This is a genomic window from Streptomyces sp. NPDC021224, assembly GCF_044332905.1.
Taxonomy (GTDB): Bacteria; Actinomycetota; Actinomycetes; order Streptomycetales; family Streptomycetaceae; genus Actinacidiphila.
Map to the genome: position 1 here is coordinate 36,763 of NZ_JBIRPW010000017.1, position 21,832 is coordinate 58,594.

Below are 21,832 nucleotides of genomic sequence, written 5' to 3' on the forward strand. Positions count from 1 at the left end.
GCTCACGCCGCCCGGACGGTGACCTTGGCCAGGAAGGCGTCGAGGTTGCGCCGGGTGCGGCCGATCTGCTCCTCCAGCGTGAGGGTCTCCTCCATGCGGCGGACCAGCGCCGACGTCTTCTTCCCGCGGATGTAGAGCGAGCACTGCAGGTCGGCGCACATGTAGAGGGCGACGGTGTTGCCCTGCCGCCCGGCGGCGCCCGCGAGGGGGGCCGCCAGCAGGTCGACGCCGCCGCCGGAGTGGCCGGTCAGGCACAGCCCGCACAGGCTGCTGCGCATCAGGCTGCGCCGGGCGCCGGGGGCGATCCGCAGGGTGAGGCCGACCGCCTTGCCACCGGGGGCGGTGGCGGGGGCGACGAGATACGCGCGGTCGGGGGCGCCCGGGTCGCGCCAGCCGACGAAGTCCAGGTCCGCCCAGGGCAGGGCGGGCAGGTCCCGCGGGAGGTTGATGCGCCCGGCCTCCCCCTTGGAGCAGTTGACGAAGGAGGCGCGCAGCTCGGCGTCGGTCAGGGGGTCCATACCGCCGACGCTACCTGCCCGCCGTGGCCGCCCTCGAACGGTTTTCGGCCCGGCCCCGCCGCCCGTCGCCCCTGGTGGGGGCGTACGGGCGGCGGGCGGGCCCCCGGGCGTCAGGCGTCCAGCGCGGGACGCAGCACCTCGCGGCACCACTGGCGGAAGGTGGTGGGGGTGGTGACGGCCCGGTCGGGGTAGGACTCGGCGTCGTAGAGGCCGGCGTCGACGGCGGCGGTCATGTCGGCGATGCCCTCGGCCCAGGCGCGGGTCATGCCGTGCCCGGTCATCGCGGCGACGAAGTCCTCGCGGGGCAGTTCCCGGTACGCGACCGGACGGCCCAGTTCCTCGGTCATGACGCGCGCCATGTCGTCGGGCGACAGGTCCTCGGGGCCGGGCACCGCGACGCTCTCCTGACCCGTCCACTGCGGGTCGAGCAGCAGGGCCGCGGCGACGGCGGCGATGTCGCGGGTGGCGACGACCGGGGACGTGCGGCGGGCGGGCAGGGTGCCGAAGAACAGGCCCTGGTTCCTGATCGGTCCGAGCTGCCCGAGGGTGTTCTCCATGAAGCCGGGCATGCCGAGCGAGCGGTAGTGCACGCCGGTGCTCTCGACGAGGTGGTCCATGGCGAAGACCGCGGAGATCTGCCCGGCGTTGCGGGCGACCGTCCGGCCGAGGCTGGACACTGCGACGACGCGGCGCACGCCCTGGGCCACGATCGCGTCGCACAGCGGGCGGGTGAAGTCCATGACGTGGGCGTGGACGCTCGCCGCCCGCGGGTCCGGCGGCAGCACCCACAGCACGGTGTCGGCGCCGGTGAGGGCCTCGGCGAGGGCCGCGGGGTCGTCGGTCGCGCCCTTGACCACCTCGGCGTGCTCGTGGACGGCGGCGGGCAGCCGGGAGGGGTCGCGGGCGATGACCCGGACCGGGGCGCCCGCACGGATGACGTGCTCAAGGGCCTGGTGGCCGATACTTCCGGTGGGTGTGGTGACGACGATCATGTCGGACTCCTCGACCTCGACTTAAGTAAACTCTACCGTACCGTTTACTTTGCTGCACTGGAGGGCGCATGGCAAGGCGCGGCGACGAACTGCGGGAGCACATCCTGTTCACGGCCAAGAACGTCTTCCTGGAGACGGGCTTCGAACGCACCTCGATGGACCAGCTGGCCGCCCGCGCCGAGACGTCCAAGCGCACGCTCTACGCGCACTTCGAGAGCAAGGACAAGCTCTTCCTCGCCGTCGTGGACCTGGTGCGCAGGCTGTACCTCGACCGGCTCGGGACGCCCGGCGACTACGCCGAGGATCCCGCGGAGGCCGCGGTGCTCTACTGCGGGCGCTTCCTCCAGACGCTGCTGTGGGAGCCCACCTTGCGGATGTGCCGGATGGGCATCGCCGAGGCCGAGCGGCTGCCCGAGGCGTCCGCCCGCTACCACGAGGCGGTCATCGGCTCCGCGCACGCCCGGCTGGCCGGCTTCCTCGGTGAGAGCTGCCGGCTCGGGCCCCAGGACGCCGACCGGGTCGCGGACGACCTGCTCGCCCGTACCGTCCACCCGCGCTTCCTGCGGGCCCTGTTCGGCATGGAGCAGCTCGCGACCGAGCGGCCCGAGCCCGCGACGATCGCCGCCGACGTCGACCTCGCCCCGATCCGCGCCGCCCTCGCGGCCGCGCTGCCCGCCCGCTGACCGGCCGCGGTCCCGCGCACGCCGCGGGCCCGGCCGCGCGGAAGGCGGCCGGGCCCGGCAGGGGCGTGCGGGAGGTCACTGGACGCGGGACTGGGACTCCTCGTCCGACTCCTCGCCGGGGATGTAGACGTCGCGCACACCGATGTTGATCTCGACGACCTCCAGGCCCGTCATGCGCTCGACGGCGTTGGCGACGTGCGAGCGTATCTGCTTGGCGGCGTCGTCGATCTCGGTGCCGTAGAGGACCACGACGTCCAGGTCCACCGCGGCCTGCTTCTCGCCGACCTCGACCTTGACGCCGCGGGTGAAGTCGGTGGAGCGCGACACCGTGTCGCGTACGGCGCCCATAGCGCGGGAGGCGCCGCCGCCCATCGTGTGGACCCCGTCGACCTCACGCGCGGCGATACCGGCGATGACGGCCACCACGGAGTCCGCGATGGTGGTCTTGCCGCCGACGTCGCTGCGGCGGCTGGAGACGGACCGGGAGTCGTTGTCGGTTGCCATGAATATCCCCTTACGTGGGTAGGGCGGGCGGCGGACCGCCGGAGCCGTACCGCGGGCGGGGCCCGGCGGCCGGGCCTACGGGCGCGCACCGGCGCCTCGGCCCTCCCTTCCACTGTGCGACCGCCACCCGGGACGCGCCACTTCGCACCGCGGCACGCCCCGGTACGCCGGGCTGCGGCCGGATTCCGCCCCCCGGGCGCGCGCCCGGCAGGCGGGTGAGGGACCATGGAAGGGACCGGCAAGCCCATGCCCGGAGGTAGAGCCATGGACTATCCGGAGACCTACGAGCTGGTCTTCCAGGCCGCGGCGGTGGAGGACGACGCGGTGCTGGTGCACCGCACCGACCGGTCAGGCGCCGGCGGCTACCCGATCTACGCGGACGACACCGGTATCGTCCGCGCGGAGATCAGTGCGGACGGCGAGGTCCGCATGGTCGCCAGCGGCGGCCACCAGTCCCTGGACGCACCGCTCGCCGTCCGCCCCGTACCGCGCTGAGATCCGCCCCGCGAGCACCTCGGCACGTCAGCGGTCCGACCCGGGCCAGGCCCCGTCGATGAGGACGGCGCGGTCCCGGGCCGCGACGACGGCCGAGGACAGACTCTGGATGTCGTACGCCCCGTGGTGGCGGCGCCCGTTGACGAAGAAGGTCGGCGTGCCCGCCACCCCGCTGAGGTCGGCGGACTCGACGTCCACCTCCACCCGGGCCGCGCCCTTGCGCCCGCGCAGCGCCTCCCGGAAGGCGTCCACGTCCAGGCCCAGGTCCTGGGCGTGCCGCAGCAGGTCCTTGACGCCCAGCTCCTCCTGGTGGGTGATCAGCAGGTCGCGCATCTCCCAGAACGCGCCCTGGAGCGCGGCGGCTTCGGCCGCCTCTGCGGCGAGCTGGGCGTGCGGGTGGACGTCGGGCAGCGGCAGGTGCCGCCAGACGTAGCGGACGTCGCCGAAGTCGGCCAGCAGCTCACGCACCACCTGCTCGGCCTGCCCGCAGAACGGGCACTCGAAGTCGCCGTACTCCACGACCGTCACCGGCGCGTCCAGCGGCCCGCGGACGTGGTCGCGCTCGGGGTCGACGGGCTCGGCCAGGTCGACGACGGACTCGGCGGTGCCCAGCAGCGCCTTCGCCCGCCGGGCCTTGGGCAGCCGCGAGGTGACCAGCGCGACCAGGGAGGTGGCCAGCATCGCGAAGACGACCGCGCTGAGCACGCCGATCTTGGCCTGCTCCAGCTGCCGCCCGTCGAAGGCGAGGGTCGCGATGAGCAGGGAGACGGTGAAGCCGATGCCGGCGATGGTGCCGCCGCCCGCGACGGCCGCCCAGCCCACGGGCGGCTTCATCCGGCCGCGGCTGAGCCGGTCGGCGACGAAGGACGCGCCGAGGATCCCGGCGGGCTTGCCGAGCCCGTAGCCGAACAGGATGCCCAGCGTGATCGGCGAGGTGAAGGCGCTGGACAGCAGCGACCCGTTGATCTCGATCCCGGCGTTGGCGAGCGCGAACAGCGGCACGATCGCGTAGCTGCTCCACGGGTGGTAGAGGCGCTGCAGGCGGTCGTTGGGCGACAGGGCCAGTGCGATGCCCTGCCGGGCCTCGCGCTCCAGCTCGGCGGTGGGCTGCTCGCGGAAGGACCGGAACAGGCCGCTGGCCCGCTCCAGGGCGTCCCGCGGCGCCGGGTAGGCGTACGACATCAGGCCCAGGATCAGGCCGACCACCACCGGGTCCACGCCGGAGTGCACGAACGCCACCCAGGCCACGATCCCCAGCACCGCGTACACCCCGCCGCGGCGGGTGCCGGTGCGGCGTACGAAGCCGGCCACCACGAGCGCGCCCGCGCCGATCAGCAGCGGTGTCCACGACACCTTCTCGCTGTAGGCGACGGCGATGACCGCGAGGGCGAGGAAGTCGTCGACGACGGCCACGGTGAGGATGAAGGTGTGCAGCCGGCGCGGGAAGCGCGAGCCCAGCAGCGCCAGCATGCCCAGCGCGAAGGCGGTGTCGGTGGACATCGCGGTGCCCCAGCCGTGCGCGGAGGAGCTGCCGGCGTTGATGCCCAGGTAGATCGCCACCGGGACGGCCATGCCGCACAGCCCGCACAGCAGCGGCAGCGGGATCCGTTTGCGGTCGCGCAGTTCGCCCATGTCGAACTCGCGGCGCGCCTCCAGCCCGACGACGAGGAAGAACAGCGTCATCAGGCCGCTGTTGACCCACTCGCGCAGATCCATGTCGACGCCGTGCGAGCCGAGCCGCACCGACAGCCGGGTCTCCCAGAAGGACGCGTAGCCGTCAGGTGCGATGTTCACCCACGCGAGCGCCGCCAGCGTCCCGGCGAGCAGCACCGCGGCGCTGCCCGACTCGGTGCGGATGAACGCCCACGGTGACGAGACCCCCGATTCGTCCCGTTCCGTCCGACCCGTCAGGGGGGTGGTGAAGCCCCGGAACATCAAGCCTCCCGCTCGTTGCGTGTATGGGCGCAACCCTGGCACATTCCGGCAGACCAGGGGCCCGCGGGCAGCGCGTGGTGGGAGGATGGGGCAGGCCGGGCACGTGGACGACCGCGGGACGGCGACGGAGGACGACGAGGGGGGCGCGGCCGGTGGTGGCGCGGGACGAGGCCGTGATCGGCTGTGTCGGGGAACTGCTGCTGGGCACCCGCGGATCCGCGGGACCCGGCGAGGTGCTGGTACGCGTCAGGGGCGGTACCGAGACCTTTCTCGCCTGGTCCGACGCACCGCTGGAACGGGGCAGCCGGGTGCTCGTGGTGGATTCCCGCGGCACCAGGCAGGTCGACGTGATCGCGTGGGACGACCCGTCCGGCGACCCGGCCGGCTGAGCCGCGCACACGAAGGAGTAGGCAAGGATGTTCGGTTATCGCGTTCCCGATCCAGACGAGGCGATGCTGATCTCGGGGGGCCGCCGGGGGCTCGGCGGAGCTCCCTTCCGGGTGGTCACCGGGCACGGCAAGTTCGTGCTGCCGGTCTTCCGCAAGACCCGTTTCCTGACGCTCGCGATGTGCGAGGCGGAGGTCTCCGAGACCTGCGTGACCCGGCAGGGCATCGCGCTGACGGTGAAGGCCGTCATCGCCTTCAAGGTCGGCAACGACCACGAGAGCATCGTCAACGCCGGGCAGCGCTTCCTGTCCGACCAGGACCAGATGTCGGTGCTCACCGGCCGCATCTTCGCGGGCCACCTGCGGTCCATCATCGGCTCGATGACGGTCGAGGAGATCGTCACCGAGCGGCAGAAGCTCGCCACCGAGGTGCTGGAGACGTCCAAGACCGAGATGGCCAAGATCGGCCTGACGGTGGACTCGCTGCAGATCCAGTCCATCGACGACGGCAGGACCGGCTACATCGAGGCGATGGCCGCCCCGCACAAGGCCGCCATCCAGCGGCAGGCGCAGATCGCCCAGGCCCAGGCGACGCAGGCCGCCGTGGAGGCGCAGCAGGCCGCGGCGCGCAACCAGGCGGAGTACGCGCGGCAGACCGCGGTGGTGCAGGCGGAGTTCAACGCGCAGGTCGACCGCGCCCAAGCGCAGGCGGCGCAGGCCGGGCCGCTCGCGCAGGCGCACGCCCAGCAGGAGGTCATAGCGGCGCAGACCGAACTGGCGCTGCGCGCCGCCGAGCTGCGCCAGCAGCAGTTGGTCGCCGAGATCGTCAAACCCGCGGAGGCGGAGGCCGAGCGCATCCGGGTGCTGGCCGTCGCCGACGCCGAGCGGATGCGCATCCAGGCGGAGGCTGCCGCGTCGCACGACCGGGTCGCGCTGGAGCGGATGATCATCGACCAGCTGCCGCAGATCGTCAAGGAGGCCGCGAGCGGCTTGCAGGGCGCCAACGTCAACGTCATCAACGGGGCCGACGGCCTCGGCGAGATGGCCGCGGGGCTCGTCGGCCAGGGCCTGACGATCCTGGACTCGGTCCGCAAGAACCTGCGCTCCGACGCCTCGCCAACCGCCCGGCCGTCGGCCGAGGTCGAGGTGCGCGGCAAGGGCCCGGACGCGGCGAACGGCCGGGTCGACATCGACTGAGCCCCGCGTACCCGGCGCCGCCCGCCGCTCCCGCCGCGCGGCGGCGGCGGGTCAGCGGGCGCGCAGCCAGCGGGCGGCGGCCCGCGCGGTGGTGACGGCCGGGACTCCGGGAGGCGGGGGCGGGCGGCGGACGACCAGGACGGGGATGCCCGCCTCGCGGGCGGCGGTGAGCTTGGCGGCGGGGCCGCCGCTGTCCTTGGTGACGAGCACGTCGATGCCGTGGTCGCGCAGCAGGGCGCGCTCGCCGTCGGGGGTGAAGGGGCCGCGGGCGGTGATCAGGTCGCAGCGGGCGGGCAGCGGCGGGGGCGGGGTCGTGACCGTACGGGCCAGGAAGTGCAGCGGCAGTGCGGCGAAGGCGGCCAGCTCACCGGCGCCGGTGGTGAGGAAGGGGCGCCGCCCGAGCGTGGGCAGCAGCGCCGCGGCCTCGGCGGTGTCCGCCGCCCAGTGCCACCGGTCCCCCGGCCGGGCCGCCCATCCGGGCCTGCGCAGCGCCAGCAGCGGTACGCCCGCGGTGCGGGCCGCGCGGGCGGCGTGGGCGCTGATCCGGGCGGCGAACGGGTGGGTGGCGTCGACGACGGCGCCGGTGCGGTGCTCGCGCAGCCAGCGGGCCAGGCCGTCGGCGCCGCCGAAGCCGCCGGACCTGACCTGCCCGGCGGGCAGGTGCGGGTGCGGGGTGCGCCCGGCGAGCGAGCTGGTGACCTCCAGCCGCGGGTCGGCGGCCAGCAGTCCGGCCAGCTCCCGGGCTTCCCCTGTGCCGCCCAGGACGAGGACCCGCAGCATCAGCGGGGCGCGGCCTGCGGGCGCGGCCTGCGCAGCAGGTAGGTGTCCATGATCCAGCCCTTGCGGGTGCGGGCCTCGGTGCGGGCGGCGGTGATGCGCTCGGCCAGCGCCGCGTCGAGGGGGCCGGACAGCAGGATCTCGTCGGGGGTGCCGAGGTAGGCGCCCCAGTAGATGTGCAGGCCCTGGCCGGTGAGCGCGGTGAAGGCGTGCCGGGCGTCGAGCATCACCACCACGTCGTCGGCGCCGGGCGGCAGGCCGTGGTCGGCGAGGCGGCGGCCGGTGGTGATGTGGACGGGGCCGCCGACCTGGTTGAGGGTCACGCGGTGCCGGGCGGTGAGGGCGGCGACGCTGCTGACGCCGGGCACGACCGTCCACTCGAAGGCGGGGCCGCCGTCACCGCGGAGGTCGTCGAGGATCGCCAGGGTGCTGTCGTAGAGGGCCGGGTCGCCCCACACCAGGAAGGCGCCGGTGCCGCCGTCGGGCAGTTCCTCGGCGATCATCCGGCGGTAGAGGGCGGCGCGGCGGGCGCGCCAGTCGTCGACGGCGGGGGCGTAGCCGGGGGTGGGCGCGGTGCGGTCGCGGTCGGGGTCGCGGGCGGTGACGACGCGGTGCGGGCCGGTCGCGTGCCGCCGCAGGATCAGCTCGCGCAGGGCCGCCAGGTCGGCCTTCTCCTCGCCCTTGTCGAGCAGGAAGAAGACGTCGGTGCGGCCGATGGCGTCGACGGCCTGGAGGGTGAGCTGGGCGGGGTCTCCCGCGCCGATGCCGATGACGTGCACGTGTCTCATGGGCGGGTGTCCGTGGTGGGGTGCAGGGCGCAGTCGCCGCACAGGGCGCCGCGGCGGTCGGGGGCGGCGCGGTAGATCAGGCAGCAGCTGCGGCGGCGGAAGGCCCCCGCGGGCGTGCGGGCGCGCTGGGCACGCAGCGGAGCGCGGTCCAGCAGCGCGGTGGCGAACCGCGCGGTGGCGGCGGCCAGGTCGGGCCGGGCGCCGGCGATCATGGCCGCGGCGCCGTTGACGGCGGACGCGGTGTTGCCCAGCAGGATGTGCCGGGAGACGCCGAGCGGGGCGTGCAGCGCGGCGAGTTCGGCGAGCGGGCCGTCGTGCAGCCGGGCGGCGAAGGCGTCGGCGAGCGGCGCGGGCGGCAGGGCGGGGCCGCGCAGCGCAGCGGCGGGCAGCGACAGGGGCGCGGGGCCGCCGAGGACGGGCTGCCAGCGGACGGCGGCGAGCCGGTGGTCCAGGAGCACGCCGTGCAGGACGGCGGCGGCCAGGGCGGGTGACACCAGGCGGGCGGCGAGGCCGAGGTGGGCGACGGACGCGCCGACGCGGGCCTCGACGGCGTCGGGCGGCCGCCCGCTCGCGGCGGCCAGCCACGCCCGGACGGCCTCGGCCCGGGCGGCGACGGCGGGCCCGTCGAGGGCCTGCCACACCGGTTCGCCGGACCCGGCGCCGACCGCCGGGCCGGGCGCCGCGCGGTCCGGGTCCGCCGCCGGGTCCGGGTGTGTCGTGAACGCGAAGAAGGGCCCGAGCGCGGTGATCTCGTCGATCACCGCGCCCTGGTCCCCCGTTCCCGGTACGTGCGCTGTCATGCGGGGGACGGCGCCGTCCCGCGGGCGGGCGCGGCTGCCGTCGCGGGGCGCAGGACGCGTTCGGCGAGCGGTGCGAAGACCAGGCCGAGCGCGGACCACAGCAGGAGTTGCGCGCCCACGGAGTAGAAGCGGAAGGCGAACAGCACGTCGGCGGGGAAGCCGGGGAAGACGATGTCGCCCTTGGGGTCGGTGAGCGGCTGGGGTGTCTCGGTGGCGTGGTCGCCGTAGTGCTCCTTGTTCCAGCCCAGGTGTCCGAGCGAGGGCAGGAGCAGCATGACCGCGCCGATGGCGACGACGAACGCGGCACCGGCCAGCAGTGTGGCGTTCCAGTTGCCGAAGCGCGCCTGGAGCCGGCGGCCCAGCCAGACGGCGCCGACGAGGAAGGCGACCGAGCACACCACCATGATCAGGTAGAGGCCGCTGCGGGCCCTGATCGTCTCCTCGTGGCCGATGGCCGGCGGGTTGGCCGGGTACTTGAGGAACGGCACCAGGTACATGCCGAGGAAGCCGCCGCCCGCGACGAGCAGGGCGAGGTTGCGGGCGCGCAGCCCGCCGACCCGGCCGAGGCAGACGGTGTAGGCGACGGCGAGGAGCGCGCCCATGGCCATGCCGAAGACGACCATGCCGACGCCGATGCCGACGTCCGCCTGGACGGTGCGGCTGAACAGGTCGGAGCCCGCGGCCTCGGGGGCGATCCCGGCGGCCTTGTCGAGGGCGGTCTGCGCGGCGTCGCGGCCGCTCTCGTAGTCGATGGCCTTGCTGATGTACGGCTCGGCGAAGATGCGGGCGAAGACGAAGGCGAGCAGCCCGGCGACTGCGCCGGCGAGGACGCCGCGCAGCACGAGTTTCTTTTCCATGTCGAGTTGTCCGTTGTGAAGGGGGACAGGGGACGCGGGGGCTTGCGGGCGGGCCCGCTGCCGTCAGTGGCAGGGGAAGCCGAGGAAGTGCCGGGCGTCGTGGACGAACTCGTGGATGTGCATGTCCTTGCCGAACACGGAGACGGCGCCCTGGTCGACGCCGATGAAGTAGTAGGCGAGCAGTGCGAGGACGGTGGCGCCGACGAGCCAGACCGCAGCCTTGGTGACCGGCAGGACGACCGGTGTGGCGGCGGGGCGGGCGGGGGAAATGCTGCTCAAGATGAGCCCTCCTTCGGGGATCGTGCGTCCCTGGTCTGCTGGGCGTCGTGATGAGCGGGTATCTGACTTCCCGTCTCGCCCGAAGGCGGCGGGATCACAGTGGCGCGACCGTGCCGGAGTCTCACCGGCTTCCCCATGTCATCACTTACCCGGTGAGCGTAGGGCTCCGTTCTGTCATGCGTCAATCAGGGCGAACCGGCGATCACCAGGGGTTCCGCCGATGTGATCAAGCTCTCCGGGGGCCGGGCGGCCTATTGCACATCGTTCGCAACTAGTACGCTGATGCGGTTAGCGACACACCGGCCGCTCCCCGGAGGACGAAGGAATGAGCAGCACCACCGAGGCCCCGGCACCTGCCGGATCGCGCCTGCGACGGATGAGGAGCTCGATGACCCGGGCGGAGTGGACCCGGCTCGGCGGCATGGCGGCGTTCATCGTCGCGCTCCATGTGATCGGCTGGTTCACCCTGGTGGCGATCGTGGCGCCGGAGCACTACAGCGTCGGCACCAAGTCCTTCGGCATCGGCATCGGCGTGACCGCGTACACCCTCGGCATGCGGCACGCCTTCGACGCCGACCACATCGCGGCGATCGACAACACCACCCGCAAGCTCATGCACGAGGGCAAGCGCCCGCTGTCGGTGGGCTTCTGGTTCTCGCTGGGCCACTCCAGCATCGTCTTCGGACTGGCCGTACTGCTGTCGCTGGGCATCAAGTCGCTCTCCGACCCGGTCCAGAACGACGACTCGCAGCTGCACACCGTCACCGGCTGGATCGGCACGACCGTGTCCGGCACCTTCCTCTACGCCATCGCGATCATCAACCTGCTGATCCTGGCCGGGATCTGGAAGGTCTTCCGGCAGATGCGCGGCGGGCACTTCGACGAGGCGGCGCTCGAAGAGCACCTGAACAACCGCGGGTTCATGAACCGGCTGCTCGGCCGGGTGATGAAGTCGATCACCAAGCCCTGGCAGATGTACCCGCTGGGGCTGCTTTTCGGCCTGGGCTTCGACACCGCGACCGAGATCGCCCTGCTGGTGCTGGCCGGGTCCGGCGCCGCCTCGGGCCTGCCGTGGTACGCGATCCTGTGCCTGCCGGTGCTCTTCGCGGCGGGCATGTGCCTGCTGGACACGATCGACGGCTCGTTCATGAACTTCGCCTACGAGTGGGCCTTCTCCAAGCCGGTCCGCAAGGTCTACTACAACCTCACCATCACCGGCCTGTCGGTCGCGGTGGCCCTCATCATCGGCACCGTGGAACTGCTGGGCCTGGTCAGCGACAAGGCCGGTCTGCACGGCGCCTTCTGGGACTGGATCGGCGGCCTGGACCTCAACATCGTCGGCTACGTGATCGTCGGGCTCTTCTTCGCCACCTGGGCGGTCGCGGTGGCGGTGTGGAAGTTCGGCAACATCGAGGAGAAGTGGTCCTCGGGGCTGCGCACCGCCGAGCAGCCGGACTGACCCGCACACCGTCACGGCGAAGGCCCGTACCCCCTCGCGCGGGGGTACGGGCCTTCGCCGTCTAGGACGCGGGGCGGGTGCCGACGAGGACCGTCGCGCCGAGGTCGTCGTCGGTGACGGTACGGGCCGACAGGCCGCCGCCGGTGAGGACGCAGGCGGCCGCGGCTGCCTGCCGCTCGCCCGCCTCGACCAGGACGGAGCCGCCGGGGGCGAGCCATCGCGCGGCCTCCGCGGCGACCCGGCGCAGCACGTCCAGGCCGTCGGGCCCGCCGTCGAGGGCGAGCCGGGCCTCGTGGTCGCGGGCCTCGGACGGCAGCAGGGCGACCGCGCCGGTGGGCACGTAGGGCACGTTGGCGGCCAGCACGTCGACCGTGCCGCGCAGCGCCGCGGGCAGCGCCGCGAACAGGTCGCCGCGGTGCACCCGGCCGCCGACGGCGGCGACGTTGCGCGCCGCGCAGGCGACGGCGGCCGGGTCGAGGTCGGCGGCGTGCAGTTCGGTACGCCCCAGGGCCGCGGCGAGTGCGGCGCCGACCGCACCGGAGCCGCAGCACAGGTCGACCACGACCGACCGCCCGCGCGCGGCGCACGCGGCGCGGCCGAGCGCGACGGCCTCGCGCACCAGCAGTTCGGTGCGCCGCCGCGGCACGAACACCCCTTCGCCGACCTCGATCCGCAGACCGCAGAACTCGGCCCAGCCGACGACGTGTTCCAGCGGCCGCCCGGCGGCGCGCGCGGCGGTCATCGCGGCGGCCTCGGCGGGGGTGGCGGCGGTGTCCAGGATGATGCGGGCCTCGTCCTCGGCGAAGACGCAGCCCGCGGCCCTGAGGCGGGCGGTGACGGCGGCGTGCGCGGATTCCGTACCGGATTCCGGCGCGGATCCCGGTACGGGAAGGACGGGAGGTACGGACAGGGGTCCGGCGAATTCCGGGGTGTGCGGCATGGCGGCCTCTCGGCGGGTGCGGCGGCCGGCGGACCCGGTCAGGAAGCCCCGGGGCCGCGGCCGGACGGCGGGAACGTGCGGTGCGTACGCGCGGTGATCGGTCCCACCTCCCCTGCCAGTCGTGGCGCGTGCCGGCGGCCTCGCCGCCGGTCGGCGCCCAACCTACCCCAGCACCGGCGGGTGTTGGCACCGAATCGATATGTAACGGTTGAGCATCAGCGCGGAATCAGCGTCTTTACCGGCCAACAACCCAATGCAATAGTGCGGTCGTTCTGCAACTGAATCGCTTAAGTTGCCGTCGTCCCGCTGGACTCGGTCGGACGTCGTGGAAACGGAGAGGGAGCAGATGAAGCGCACAGCACTCGCCGGTTCGCTGGTCGCCGTGATGGCGCTGCTGGCCACGGCCTGCGGTGGCGGAGGCTCGTCGTCCGGCGGCGAGTCGGCCGCCTCGCCGACCGATCCGTCCAAGGTCACCGGGGACGTCAAGGTCCTGACCCAGCGCACCGACCTGGTGCAGGACGGCACGATGAAGAAGTACGCCGCGCAGTTCAACAAGATCTACCCCAAGGTCCATGTCACCTTCGAGGGGATCACGGACTACGAGGGCGAGGTCAAGATCCGTATGAACACGTCGAACTACGGCGACGTGCTCATGATCCCGGCGGCCGTCAAGACCGCCGACTACCCGAAGTTCTTCGCGTCGCTCGGCACGGCGGAGGAGCTGGGCAAGAAGTACACCTTCACCGAGAAGGCCACCGTCGGCGGCAAGGTCTACGGCATCGCCAACTTCGCCAACGCCGACGGCTTCGTCTACAACAAGACCGTGTGGCAGCAGGCCGGGATCACCGACTGGCCGAAGACGCCCGACGCGTTCCTGGCCGACCTGCGGGCGATCAAGTCCGCGACGAGCGCGACGCCGTACTACACCAACTACAAGGACGGCTGGCCGCTGACCGCCTGGACGCAGGTCCAGGGCGCCGTCACGTGCGACCCCAAGGCGACCGACGAGCCGGCCGACGACCCCGACCCGTGGAAGGCCGGCAGCGACCTGAACGCCGGCGACACGCTGCTGTACGACATCGTGCACGGCAAGCTCTCCGAGCAGGACCCGACCACCACCAACTGGGAGAACAGCAAGAGCCTGCTGGCCACCGGCAAGATCGGCACCATGTGGCTGGGGTCCTGGGCGATCGTCCAGATGCAGGACGCGGCGAAGAAGGCGGGCAAGGACCCGTCCGAGATCGGCTACATGCCCTTCCCCTCGCAGAAGGACGGAAAGTTCTGCACCCCGGTGGCGCCCGACTACCAGGAGGCGGTGAACATCCACTCCCGGCACAAGGCCGCCGCCCGCGCGTGGATCGACTGGTTCACCGACAAGTCCGGCTACGTGCAGGACAACCAGGCCGTCCCGACCCTCAGGGGCGGTGAGATGCCCAGCGCCCTCAAGCCCTTCCAGGACGCCGGGGTGCAGTTCGTGCAGATGTCGCAGGCGCAGGCCGCGAAGGTCACCGGCATCGACAACCAGTCCGAGATCGGCATGACCGACAAGCCCGACTACCGCCAGCACCTCATCGACGTCGCACGCGGGGCGGCGGGCGGCGACCTGGACGGCATCTTCGCGGACCTCGCGAAGAAGTGGTCGGCCGCACAGAAGACCGCGAGCCTGTGAACCGCGCTCGGGTCTGGCGGACCGTGACGCCATGGCTCTACCTGGCGGTGCCACTGGCTCTGCTGATCACGTTCACCTACGTCCCGGTCGGGAACATGATCAGGGACAGCTTCACCGACTGGGACGGCGTCAGCCCGGACCGCAACTACGTCGGGACCAAGAACTACGTGGAGCTGTTCACCAGACCCGAGCTCTTCCAGGTCTTCTTCGTCAGCGTCTACTACCTGGTCGCCTCCGTCGTGCAGATCGTGCTCGCGCTGTACTTCGCGACGGTGCTCAGCTTCGACGTGCGCTTCCGCAACCTCTTCAAGGGGATCCTGTTCTTCCCCTACCTGCTCAACGGTGTCGCGATCGGCTTCGTCTTCCTGTACTTCTTCCAGCCGCACGGCACCCTCGACACGGTGCTGAGCGCCTTCGGCGCGCACGGCCACCACTTCTGGCTGGGCAGCGGGCGGATGGGCAACACCTCGCTGGCCGGGGTGTCGGTGTGGCGCTTCATGGGCCTGAACTTCGTGCTCTTCCTGGGCGCGATCCAGTCCATCCCCGGCGAGCTGTACGAGGCGTCGGAACTGGACGGCGCCAACCGCTGGCAGCAGTTCCGGCACATCATCGCCCCGGGCATCAAACCGGTGCTGAGCCTGAGCGCGATCCTGGCGATCTCCGGCTCACTGTCGGCGTTCGAGATCCCGTACATCATGACGCGCGGCGCCGCGGGCACCCAGACCTTCGTGATCCAGACGGTCAAGCTGGCCTTCGAGTTCAACAAGATGGGGCTCGCCTCCGCGGCGGCCGTGGCGCTGCTGGTGATCATCCTGCTGGTGACCTGGCTCCAGCGCATCGTGGTGCCGGACGAGAGGAACGATCTCGTATGACCTCGCTTCTCGTCCGCAAAGCGCCCGCCGCGCCCGCGGCGGCGGCCGACGGCACCGGGGGGACGCGGGCCCGCCGCACGGTGGCCCGGACGCTGATGTACCTGTCGCTGGTCGCCGCGAGCGTCGTGGTGCTGCTGCCGCTGGTCGCGGTGCTGCTGACGTCGCTCAAGACCTCCCGCGAGATGGCCGACGGCAGCGGCGCGCTGACGCTGCCGCACAACTGGCTCAACTACCACAACTACGTGACGGCCTTCCGGGCCGGGAAGATGCTCAGGGCGTTCTGGAACACCGCCTTCATCCTGGTCTTCTCCATCGCCGGGACGGTGCTCATCGGCTCGATGGCCGCCTACGCGATCGACCGCTTCCACTTCCGGCTGCGACGGCTGGTGATCGCGCTGTTCCTGATCGGCTCGCTGGTGCCGAGCGTGACCACCCAGGTGGCGACGTTCAAGATCGTGAACGACTTCGGCCTGTTCGACAGCCGCTGGGCGCCGATCCTGCTCTACATGGGCACCGACATCGTCTCGATCTACATCTTCCTGCAGTTCATCCGGGGCATCCCGGTGTCCCTGGACGAGGCGGCCCGCATCGACGGGGCGAACGCCTTCACCATCTACTGGCGGATCATCCTGCCGCTGCTGAAACCGGCCGTCGCGACGGTGGTCATCATCAAGGGCATCACCGTCTACAACGACTTCTACATCCCCTTCCTCTACATGCCCTCGGACGACCTGGGGACGATCTCCACCTCGCTCTTCCGCTTCAAGGGCCCCTTCGGGGCGCACTGGGAGGACATCTCGGCGGGCGCGATCCTGGTGATCGTGCCCACCCTGGTGGTCTTCCTCCTCCTTCAGCGCTTCATCTACAACGGGTTCACCCGGGGTGCGACGAAGTAGCCGGAGCCGTCCCCGGCCGCGGGCCGCGTACCGCCGCGTTGACGCTGAACAGCGCGGCGGCGGCGGCCTGCGGGGTGGGGGCGTCCCAGCCGGTGACGGTGAAGGTGGCGCTCTCGCCGGGCAGCAGCGTCGTCAGCCCCCGGTCGGCGCTCGCCCCGGGGGCGAGCCGGTCGGCCTGGAGCAGCAGGTCGCGCAGCAGGACGCGGGCGGTCACCGTGACCTCGGCGGCGCCGTCGGGCAGCACCGCGAGATCGAGGTCCCAGGCGGGCTCGGGGTAGGCGAAGTCCTTGTCCCGGACGGGGAACCAGCAGGCCCGCTCGTCGCCCGCCCGCACCGTCAGCAGCTCCTTGCCGCCCTCCGCCGCGGGCAGCAGCTCGTCGGGCACGGGGATCTCCGCGACGCTCCGGGGCGCGGCGGAGAACGGCAGCCGGGCCTCGGCGAGCACGGCGCCGTCCACCGCGACACGGCGCAGCACGGCCTCGCCCGCCCACTCCCCCGCCGCCTGGTTGACCAGGGCCGCGACCTGCCCGCCGGGACGGGCCTGCACGGTGACGAGCCTGTCGGCGTAGAGCCGCGCCAGCTCGTGGTAGAGCGGCTTGGGGCGCTCGTCGCCGTCGATGGCGGCCCACGACGTCACCGGCCAGCAGTCGTTGAGCTGCCACACGACGGTGCCGGCGCAGCGTGGCCAGTGCGCACGCCAGTGCTCGATCCCGGTGGCGATCGCCCGTGCCTGGTTGACCTGGGTGAGGTAGTGCCAGGTGTCGAAGTCGGCCGGGACGGGGAAGTGGTGGGCAAGGCCCCGGGCGAGTTTGCCGTTGCCGTCCTCGGCCTTCTGGTGGTGCAGCATGCCGGGCGAGTCCGGCGTCAGCGGCTCGTCGCCGATCGCCCGGCGGACGGTGGCGTACGCGGGCGGGGCCTGCCAGCCGAACTCGGCGACGAAGCGCGGCACGCTGTCGAGGTAGTCGGTGTAGTCCTGACGGTTCCACACCTCCCAGGAGTGGGCGGTGCCGTGCCGCGGGTCATTGGGGTGGTGCTCCCACGAGCCCGACCAGGGGCTGCCGGCCCAGTACGGGCGCGTCGGGTCGGTCTCCGCGACGACGCGGGGCAGCAGGCCCAGGTAGTAGCCCTCACCCCACGACGCACCGGCCAGCGCGGACTCCCAGTCCCAGTCGCGGAAGCCCCACAGGTTCTCGTTGTTGCCGTTCCAGAGCACCAGGCTCGGGTGCGGGGCGAGCCGGGCGACGTTCTCCCGGGCCTCGGCCTCGACCTCGGAGCGGAGCGGCTGCTCCTCGGGGTAGGCGGCGCATGCGAACGGGAAGTCCTGCCACACCATCAGGCCCAGCTCGTCGCAGGCGTCGTAGAAGTCGTCGCTCTCGTAGAGCCCGCCGCCCCACACCCGCACCAGGTCCACCCCCGCGTCCGCGGCCTGTTCCAGGCGGCGCCGGTAGCGGGCGGCGTCGATCCGGGTGGGCAGCACGTCGTCGGGGATCCAGTTGACGCCCCGGGCGAAGAGGGGGGTGCCGTTGACGACCAGGGTGAAGGCGCTGCCGTGCGCGTCGGGCGAGGTGTCGAGCGTGACCGTGCGGAAGCCGATGCGGCGCTGCCAGCGGTCGAGGACGCCGTCCGCGCCGTCCGCCGTCTCCGCCGCCGGGTCGGTGAGGGTGACCTCGCACGCGTGGAGCGGCTGCTCGCCGTAGCCGCGCGGCCACCACAGCTCGGGCCCGGGGACCTCGGCGACGACGGTGACGCGGTCCGCGCCGGGCGGTACGGCCGTCTGCGCGCTGTGCTCGCCGACCCGCAGCCGGACCAGCAGCGGGCGGTCCGCGCCGCAGGAGGTGCGCTCCAGCTCGATCCGCACCTCGACCCGGCCCGTCCCGTCCGCGACGGTCACCAGCGGGGTGACCCGCGCCAGCCGGGCGGTCGACCAGTGCTCCAGCCTGACGGGCTTCCAGATCCCCGCGGTGACCAGGGTCGGACCCCAGTCCCAGCCGAACGAGCAGGCCATCTTGCGGACGTACTGGAAGGGCTCGGGATAGGAGTTGGGCCGGTCGCCGAGCAGCCCCCGCACCCGCTCGGCCTCGGTGTAGGCCGACGTGAAGGCGACGCTCAACGGGAGCTGCGCGGTGGCCGAGCGGTGCGCGGTGACGTCGAAGCGGAAGGAGCGGTGCATGTTGCGGGTACGGCCCAGCACGCCGTCGCCCAGGCGGATCTCGGCGACGGTGTCGAGGCCGTCGAAGACGAGGTCGCTGCGCTCGTGGGCCGTCGTGACGGGCGGCAGCACGGACTCGTACGTCCAGTCGGCGTGGCCGACCCAGGCTGCGTCGGCCTCGTTCCGGTCGAGAAACGGATCGGCCAGCAGACCCGCGGCCATCAGGTCGGTGTGGACGCAGCCCGGGACGACGGCCCGCACGGTGTCGCTGCCGCTGGGCTGGGGCGGGGCGGTTGCTTCTGCGTCTGCGTCTGCGCTTGGGCTTGGGCTTGCGCTTGCGCGCGGCAGACGGAGGTTCCAGCCGTCGACCAGTGGCGTGACGTCCTTCATCGCTTCTCCCTTGCCTGGGGCGGTGGCTGGCGCATTAAACGGTAAAGCACGCCAAGTCCTGATGGGAAGCGATGGGTTCGTGCCTGAGCGGCACGTTTACTGAACCGATACAGGTGGGTTCGCCGCGGCGGGTGCGGTGGCCCTTTTGCGCCAGGGGCTGCCACTTGCGGTGGGCTTCCGCGCCCTGCTGCCGGTGGGGGTTGACCGCGCAGTTCTCCCCCAGGCTTCGCCCGGGAGGTGCCCTCACGCGCCCCTGTGTGTCGCCGCCCTACGTATCCCCCTGCCGAAGGAGGGTGAGCGTTTGTCAGGGGCGCGGGGAACTGCGCGCCAAGCCCCCAGCGGGGGAAGGCGTGGAAGCCCACCGCAAGCGGCAGTTCGTGGCGCGAAGGCCCCCGGAGGGGACCGCTCAGCGGTGGCGGAGGGAGAGGGCGACGCAGGTGGTGGTCGCGGCTACGGCGAGGGCCGCGGGGAGGCGGGCCCAGGACGTGTTGGCCAGCGGGGCCTGGGCCGCGGCGAAGGTCACGGCGCAGGCCGCGGCCACGGCGGCGGCGGGCCGCAGCCGGTCGGTGTCCGGCGGGGCGGACGCGCTCATCGTCCAGGCGTCCGTGACGAGCAGATACGCGGCCAGCAGCCCGACCACGCACGCGGCGAGCCATGCCGCGGGCGCGGTGACAGCGGCGAGCACCACCGCCCCGGCGGGCAGCAGCGTGTTGCGGCGGTGGACGGCGACGTCCTTCCACCGCATGGACGTCAGCACCGGCCGGGCGTCGACGAGCGGCGCGGCCCACCACGCGGCGGCCACGGCGGCGGCGACGAGCAGCCAGCCGATGAGCGGCCCGGTCACGGTGCGCGGCGGGTTGCAGGCGGCGACGGCGAGTGCGGCGCCCAGGACGCGGGCGGTCAGCCGGTGGGCACCCGTCGTGCGGCTCATCGGCTTCCTCCGCGGATCCGGGTGCGCAGCAGTGGCGCGAGGGCGAGGTCGAGCGTCTCGCCGGGGGTGTGGGTGACGACGGCGATGCCGCGTTCGGTGAGCGCGAAGCGCATCGCCTCGCGGTCGGCGCGCCACAGCCGCAGGGCGAGCTGTGCGCGGGTGTCGCCGGGTTCGACGTCCGGGTCGCCGCTGGGGATCTCGACCACGACCAGCGGGTTGGCCCGTGCCCTGACCTGGTCGAGGACATCGAGGATGCGCTGGTCGGTGAGCGGTGTGAAGACGTAGACGAGCGCGTTCTCGGGGAGCGCGGGCGGCGGGAGCCGGCGCAGGCCGGTCGTGCGGTAGCCGAGGTCCTTGCGGACGTCGAGGACGCTTTCCACGATGCGGTAGAAGTACGTCTGGCCGCTGCCGGGCTGGAGCCACCGGGTGGCGCCGCCGACGGAGACGACACCGATGCGGTCGTGGGTGCGCAGGTAGGCGCGGACGAGTCCGGCGGCCGCGCGGAAGGTCTCGTCGAGCGAGGACGCCCCGGTGGCGGGGTCGCGGACGTCGGCGAGCACGTCGAGCAGCACCACCGTGTCGGAGGCCTTCTCGGCGGCGAACTGGTGGAGTTGCAGTTCGCCGCGGCGGGTGGTCGCGGGCCAGTGGATGCGCCGCTGCCGGTCGCCGACGACGTACGGGTGGACGCCGGTGACCTCGACGCCCTCGCCGCGCTGCGTCGAGGTGTGCTCGCCGAGCCGCTGCGGCAGCCGGACCGGGATGGGGGTGACGGCGGCGGCGCTGGGCACCGGGAAGACCGCGACCTCGCCCAGGTCCACCCGGACGGTGCGGCGGGCGGCGCCGCCCACGTCGTACACGTCGACGTCGACCGTGCCGACGCTCCAGCGGCCCCAGCGCTCCGCGGTGAGCAGCAGGGTCAGGTGCCGCGGGCCGGGCCTGAGTTCGTCCAGGCGCAGGCCGGGGCCGGGGGTGACGCCCGGGTCGAGGCGTCCGGCGGCGCCGTCGAGGCCGAGGGTGATGGTCACGGTGAGCTGCTCGCCCTCGAAGCAGCGGCGCGGCTGGACGTCAACGGCCGGGTCGATGCGGCGCGGGCGGGTGCCGGCGGGCAGTGCCAGGGCGAGCAGCGCGAGCGGCGCGGCCGCCGCGGCGAGCAGCCAGGCGTGCCCGGTGACCAGGGCGGCGGCGACCGCGACAGCGGCGACGGTGGCGTACCGCAGCGCGCCCTCGGAGGCCCGCCAGCCGGGCGGCGGCGGGCTCGGCGGCTCGGTGGGCCCGCCGTCGGAGGCGTCGCGGCCGCCGAGGGCGCGTTCGACGGCCGCGGACCGGCCGGTCCCGGGTGTCATGAGGCGACGCGGCTGCGGGGCAGGGTCTGCGGCGCGGCGACGGACCGCACGATCTCGGCGATGACGTCGTCGGCGTCGATCTGCCGCACCCACAGTTCGGGCTTGAGGGTGACGCGGTGGGCGAGCGCGGCGACCGTGACGTCCTTGACGTCCTCGGGCGTGACGTAGTCACGCAGGTCCAGGACCGCGCGGGCGCGGGCGAGCTGGACCAGCGCGAGGCCGCCGCGCGGTGAGGCGCCGACCTGGATGTGCTGGTGGGCGCGGGTGGCCCCGACGAGCGCGACGACGTAGTCCAGCAGGTCGTCCTCGACCTCGACCCGCTCGACGGCGGCGCGCATCGCCACCACGTCCTTGGGGCTGCTGAGGGTGCGCAGCACCGCCTCGGGGGCGGCCCGGGCGATCCGGGCGCGCAGCATCCCGGTCTCCTGCTCGGCTGTCAGGTAGCCCATGCGCACGCGCAGCAGGAAGCGGTCGAGCTGCGCCTCGGGCAGCGAGTAGGTGCCCTCGTACTCGATGGGGTTGGCGGTGGCGATGACGACGAACGGGTCGGGCAGCGGGCGGGTGCTGCCGTCGATGGACACCTGGGACTCGGCCATCGCCTCCAGCAGCGAGGCCTGCGTCTTGGGCGGGGTGCGGTTGATCTCGTCGGCGAGCAGCAGGTGGGTGAAGACGGGGCCGGGCCGGAAGACCATGTCGCCGGAGCGCTGGTCGTAGAAGGGCGCGCCGGTGACGTCGGAGGGCAGCAGGTCGGGGGTGAACTGGATGCGCCGGAAGTCCAGGCCGAGGGCGGCGGCGAAGGAGCGGGCCATGAGGGTCTTGCCCAGGCCCGGCAGGTCCTCGATGAGGACGTGGCCGCCGGCGAGGATGCCGAGCATGACCATCTCCAGCGGCCGGGACTTGCCGACGACGGCGGTGCGTATCTCGGCCAGCACCCCGGCGGCGCGCTCACCGGCCTCCCGCGGGGTCATGGCG

22 protein-coding genes and 1 riboswitch are annotated in these 21,832 nt (G+C 73.0%); of the genes, 8 read left to right on the top strand and 14 right to left on the bottom strand.

Annotated features, from left to right (window positions below; all coding sequences use genetic code 11):
• Positions 1 to 2: 2 nt before the first annotated feature.
• Together ACH4PY_RS30495 and ACH4PY_RS30500 are read right to left on the bottom strand one after the other, a co-directional pair.
• Positions 3 to 518 carry an FBP domain-containing protein gene (locus tag ACH4PY_RS30495; RefSeq protein ID WP_398190110.1) on the bottom strand — a complete coding sequence of 172 codons (516 nt, stop codon included), beginning with the start codon at positions 516 to 518 and terminating at the stop codon, positions 3 to 5.
• A gap of 110 nt (positions 519 to 628) precedes the next feature.
• Positions 629 to 1,510: an NmrA family NAD(P)-binding protein gene (locus ACH4PY_RS30500; RefSeq protein ID WP_398190112.1), complete on the bottom strand. Its 882-nt coding sequence runs from the start codon at positions 1,508 to 1,510 to the stop codon at positions 629 to 631.
• A gap of 68 nt (positions 1,511 to 1,578) precedes the next feature.
• Between ACH4PY_RS30500 and ACH4PY_RS30505 the strand changes: the two genes are divergently transcribed.
• Entirely contained in the window at positions 1,579 to 2,193 is a 615-nt protein-coding gene (locus tag ACH4PY_RS30505; protein ID WP_398190115.1) for a TetR/AcrR family transcriptional regulator, read from the top strand.
• A 75-nt stretch (positions 2,194 to 2,268) separates the two neighbouring features.
• Here the strand turns inward: ACH4PY_RS30505 and ACH4PY_RS30510 are convergent, their stop codons facing one another.
• The gene (locus tag ACH4PY_RS30510; protein WP_398190119.1) at positions 2,269 to 2,697 is read right to left on the bottom strand and encodes an Asp23/Gls24 family envelope stress response protein; all 429 of its coding nucleotides are present in this window, start codon (positions 2,695 to 2,697) and stop codon (positions 2,269 to 2,271) included.
• A 264-nt stretch (positions 2,698 to 2,961) separates the two neighbouring features.
• Here ACH4PY_RS30510 and ACH4PY_RS30515 point away from each other — a divergent pair, with 264 nt between their 5' ends.
• Positions 2,962 to 3,192, top strand: a complete 231-nt coding sequence (locus ACH4PY_RS30515; RefSeq protein WP_398190122.1) for a DUF6296 family protein — start codon at positions 2,962 to 2,964, stop codon at positions 3,190 to 3,192.
• Between the two features lie 27 nt (positions 3,193 to 3,219).
• Here ACH4PY_RS30515 and nhaA read toward each other — a convergent pair whose 3' ends face one another.
• On the bottom strand, positions 3,220 to 5,127 hold the full coding sequence (gene nhaA / locus ACH4PY_RS30520; RefSeq protein ID WP_398190125.1) for a Na+/H+ antiporter NhaA: 1,908 nt from the start codon (positions 5,125 to 5,127) through the stop codon (positions 3,220 to 3,222).
• Positions 5,128 to 5,282: 155 nt separating this feature from the next.
• Between nhaA and ACH4PY_RS30525 the strand changes: the two genes are divergently transcribed.
• Together ACH4PY_RS30525 and ACH4PY_RS30530 are read left to right on the top strand one after the other, a co-directional pair.
• The gene (locus tag ACH4PY_RS30525; protein WP_398190517.1) at positions 5,283 to 5,516 is read left to right on the top strand and encodes a hypothetical protein; all 234 of its coding nucleotides are present in this window, start codon (positions 5,283 to 5,285) and stop codon (positions 5,514 to 5,516) included.
• Positions 5,517 to 5,543: 27 nt separating this feature from the next.
• Complete coding sequence (locus tag ACH4PY_RS30530; protein WP_398190129.1) at positions 5,544 to 6,710, top strand: SPFH domain-containing protein; 1,167 nt, start codon at positions 5,544 to 5,546, stop codon at positions 6,708 to 6,710.
• 51 nt (positions 6,711 to 6,761) lie between these two features.
• On the opposite strand, the gene ACH4PY_RS30535 is transcribed toward ACH4PY_RS30530, so the two are convergent.
• The 5 genes from ACH4PY_RS30535 to ACH4PY_RS30555 form a co-directional block, all read right to left on the bottom strand.
• On the bottom strand, positions 6,762 to 7,487 hold the full coding sequence (locus ACH4PY_RS30535; RefSeq protein ID WP_398190520.1) for a cobalt-precorrin-6A reductase: 726 nt from the start codon (positions 7,485 to 7,487) through the stop codon (positions 6,762 to 6,764).
• Positions 7,488 to 7,489: 2 nt separating this feature from the next.
• Positions 7,490 to 8,275: a precorrin-6A synthase (deacetylating) gene (gene cobF, locus ACH4PY_RS30540; protein WP_398190132.1), complete on the bottom strand. Its 786-nt coding sequence runs from the start codon at positions 8,273 to 8,275 to the stop codon at positions 7,490 to 7,492.
• A complete protein-coding gene (locus tag ACH4PY_RS30545) occupies positions 8,272 to 9,075 on the bottom strand; it encodes a hypothetical protein (protein ID WP_398190135.1) in 804 nt (267 codons plus the stop codon). The genes cobF and ACH4PY_RS30545 overlap by 4 nt, the downstream gene beginning before the upstream one ends.
• Entirely contained in the window at positions 9,072 to 9,932 is an 861-nt protein-coding gene (locus ACH4PY_RS30550) for a CbtA family protein (RefSeq protein WP_398190138.1), read from the bottom strand. Before ACH4PY_RS30550 ends, ACH4PY_RS30545 begins: the two co-directional genes overlap by 4 nt.
• A 63-nt stretch (positions 9,933 to 9,995) precedes the next feature.
• On the bottom strand, positions 9,996 to 10,211 hold the full coding sequence (locus tag ACH4PY_RS30555; RefSeq protein ID WP_398190141.1) for a CbtB-domain containing protein: 216 nt from the start codon (positions 10,209 to 10,211) through the stop codon (positions 9,996 to 9,998).
• Between the two features lie 35 nt (positions 10,212 to 10,246).
• Positions 10,247 to 10,388: riboswitch (cobalamin riboswitch) on the bottom strand.
• A 211-nt stretch (positions 10,389 to 10,599) separates the two neighbouring features.
• Here ACH4PY_RS30555 and ACH4PY_RS30560 point away from each other — a divergent pair.
• A complete protein-coding gene (locus ACH4PY_RS30560) occupies positions 10,600 to 11,670 on the top strand; it encodes a HoxN/HupN/NixA family nickel/cobalt transporter (protein ID WP_398190144.1) in 1,071 nt (356 codons plus the stop codon).
• A 61-nt stretch (positions 11,671 to 11,731) separates the two neighbouring features.
• On the opposite strand, the gene ACH4PY_RS30565 is transcribed toward ACH4PY_RS30560, so the two are convergent.
• On the bottom strand, positions 11,732 to 12,610 hold the full coding sequence (locus ACH4PY_RS30565; RefSeq protein WP_398190147.1) for a putative protein N(5)-glutamine methyltransferase: 879 nt from the start codon (positions 12,608 to 12,610) through the stop codon (positions 11,732 to 11,734).
• A 346-nt stretch (positions 12,611 to 12,956) separates the two neighbouring features.
• Here ACH4PY_RS30565 and ACH4PY_RS30570 point away from each other — a divergent pair, with 346 nt between their 5' ends.
• From ACH4PY_RS30570 to ACH4PY_RS30580, 3 genes are all read left to right on the top strand, one after another.
• A complete protein-coding gene (locus ACH4PY_RS30570; RefSeq protein WP_398190151.1) occupies positions 12,957 to 14,279 on the top strand; it encodes an ABC transporter substrate-binding protein in 1,323 nt (440 codons plus the stop codon).
• On the top strand, positions 14,246 to 15,151 hold the full coding sequence (locus tag ACH4PY_RS30575) for a carbohydrate ABC transporter permease (RefSeq protein ID WP_398190156.1): 906 nt from the start codon (positions 14,246 to 14,248) through the stop codon (positions 15,149 to 15,151). The genes ACH4PY_RS30570 and ACH4PY_RS30575 overlap by 34 nt, the downstream gene beginning before the upstream one ends.
• A gap of 95 nt (positions 15,152 to 15,246) precedes the next feature.
• Positions 15,247 to 16,047: a carbohydrate ABC transporter permease gene (locus tag ACH4PY_RS30580; RefSeq protein ID WP_398190523.1), complete on the top strand. Its 801-nt coding sequence runs from the start codon at positions 15,247 to 15,249 to the stop codon at positions 16,045 to 16,047.
• Here ACH4PY_RS30580 and ACH4PY_RS30585 read toward each other — a convergent pair.
• The 4 genes from ACH4PY_RS30585 to ACH4PY_RS30600 form a co-directional block, all read right to left on the bottom strand.
• A complete protein-coding gene (locus ACH4PY_RS30585) occupies positions 16,025 to 18,586 on the bottom strand; it encodes a glycoside hydrolase family 2 protein (protein ID WP_398190159.1) in 2,562 nt (853 codons plus the stop codon). The two genes, ACH4PY_RS30580 and ACH4PY_RS30585, sit on opposite strands and share 23 nt — an antisense overlap.
• A 406-nt stretch (positions 18,587 to 18,992) precedes the next feature.
• Positions 18,993 to 19,517 carry a hypothetical protein gene (locus ACH4PY_RS30590; protein WP_398190162.1) on the bottom strand — a complete coding sequence of 175 codons (525 nt, stop codon included), beginning with the start codon at positions 19,515 to 19,517 and terminating at the stop codon, positions 18,993 to 18,995.
• Positions 19,514 to 20,860, bottom strand: coding sequence for a DUF58 domain-containing protein (locus tag ACH4PY_RS30595; protein ID WP_398190165.1), 1,347 nt, complete (start codon positions 20,858 to 20,860; stop codon positions 19,514 to 19,516). The genes ACH4PY_RS30590 and ACH4PY_RS30595 overlap by 4 nt, the downstream gene beginning before the upstream one ends.
• On the bottom strand, positions 20,857 to 21,828 hold the full coding sequence (locus tag ACH4PY_RS30600; RefSeq protein ID WP_398190526.1) for an AAA family ATPase: 972 nt from the start codon (positions 21,826 to 21,828) through the stop codon (positions 20,857 to 20,859). Before ACH4PY_RS30600 ends, ACH4PY_RS30595 begins: the two co-directional genes overlap by 4 nt.
• Between the last annotated feature and the right edge of the window lie 4 nt (positions 21,829 to 21,832).

Bases quoted from the DNA above. Each gene is read 5' to 3' on its own strand.
- ACH4PY_RS30500 (WP_398190112.1), bottom strand. From the start codon at position 1,510: ATGATCGTCGTCACCACACCCACCGGAAGTATCGGCCACCAGGCCCTT.
- ACH4PY_RS30590 (WP_398190162.1), bottom strand. From the start codon at position 19,517: ATGAGCCGCACGACGGGTGCCCACCGGCTGACCGCCCGCGTCCTGGGC.
- ACH4PY_RS30600 (WP_398190526.1), bottom strand. From the start codon at position 21,828: ATGACCCCGCGGGAGGCCGGTGAGCGCGCCGCCGGGGTGCTGGCCGAG.
- ACH4PY_RS30560 (WP_398190144.1), top strand. From the start codon at position 10,600: ATGACCCGGGCGGAGTGGACCCGGCTCGGCGGCATGGCGGCGTTCATC.
- ACH4PY_RS30550 (WP_398190138.1), bottom strand. From the start codon at position 9,932: ATGGAAAAGAAACTCGTGCTGCGCGGCGTCCTCGCCGGCGCAGTCGCC.
- ACH4PY_RS30595 (WP_398190165.1), bottom strand. From the start codon at position 20,860: ATGACACCCGGGACCGGCCGGTCCGCGGCCGTCGAACGCGCCCTCGGC.
- ACH4PY_RS30515 (WP_398190122.1), top strand. From the start codon at position 2,962: ATGGACTATCCGGAGACCTACGAGCTGGTCTTCCAGGCCGCGGCGGTG.
- ACH4PY_RS30530 (WP_398190129.1), top strand. From the start codon at position 5,544: ATGTTCGGTTATCGCGTTCCCGATCCAGACGAGGCGATGCTGATCTCG.
- ACH4PY_RS30585 (WP_398190159.1), bottom strand. From the start codon at position 18,586: ATGAAGGACGTCACGCCACTGGTCGACGGCTGGAACCTCCGTCTGCCG.
- ACH4PY_RS30510 (WP_398190119.1), bottom strand. From the start codon at position 2,697: ATGGCAACCGACAACGACTCCCGGTCCGTCTCCAGCCGCCGCAGCGAC.
- ACH4PY_RS30565 (WP_398190147.1), bottom strand. From the start codon at position 12,610: ATGCCGCACACCCCGGAATTCGCCGGACCCCTGTCCGTACCTCCCGTC.
- ACH4PY_RS30545 (WP_398190135.1), bottom strand. From the start codon at position 9,075: ATGACAGCGCACGTACCGGGAACGGGGGACCAGGGCGCGGTGATCGAC.
- ACH4PY_RS30505 (WP_398190115.1), top strand. From the start codon at position 1,579: ATGGCAAGGCGCGGCGACGAACTGCGGGAGCACATCCTGTTCACGGCC.
- ACH4PY_RS30495 (WP_398190110.1), bottom strand. From the start codon at position 518: ATGGACCCCCTGACCGACGCCGAGCTGCGCGCCTCCTTCGTCAACTGC.
- ACH4PY_RS30580 (WP_398190523.1), top strand. From the start codon at position 15,247: ATGTACCTGTCGCTGGTCGCCGCGAGCGTCGTGGTGCTGCTGCCGCTG.
- cobF (WP_398190132.1), bottom strand. From the start codon at position 8,275: ATGAGACACGTGCACGTCATCGGCATCGGCGCGGGAGACCCCGCCCAG.
- ACH4PY_RS30570 (WP_398190151.1), top strand. From the start codon at position 12,957: ATGAAGCGCACAGCACTCGCCGGTTCGCTGGTCGCCGTGATGGCGCTG.
- nhaA (WP_398190125.1), bottom strand. From the start codon at position 5,127: ATGTTCCGGGGCTTCACCACCCCCCTGACGGGTCGGACGGAACGGGAC.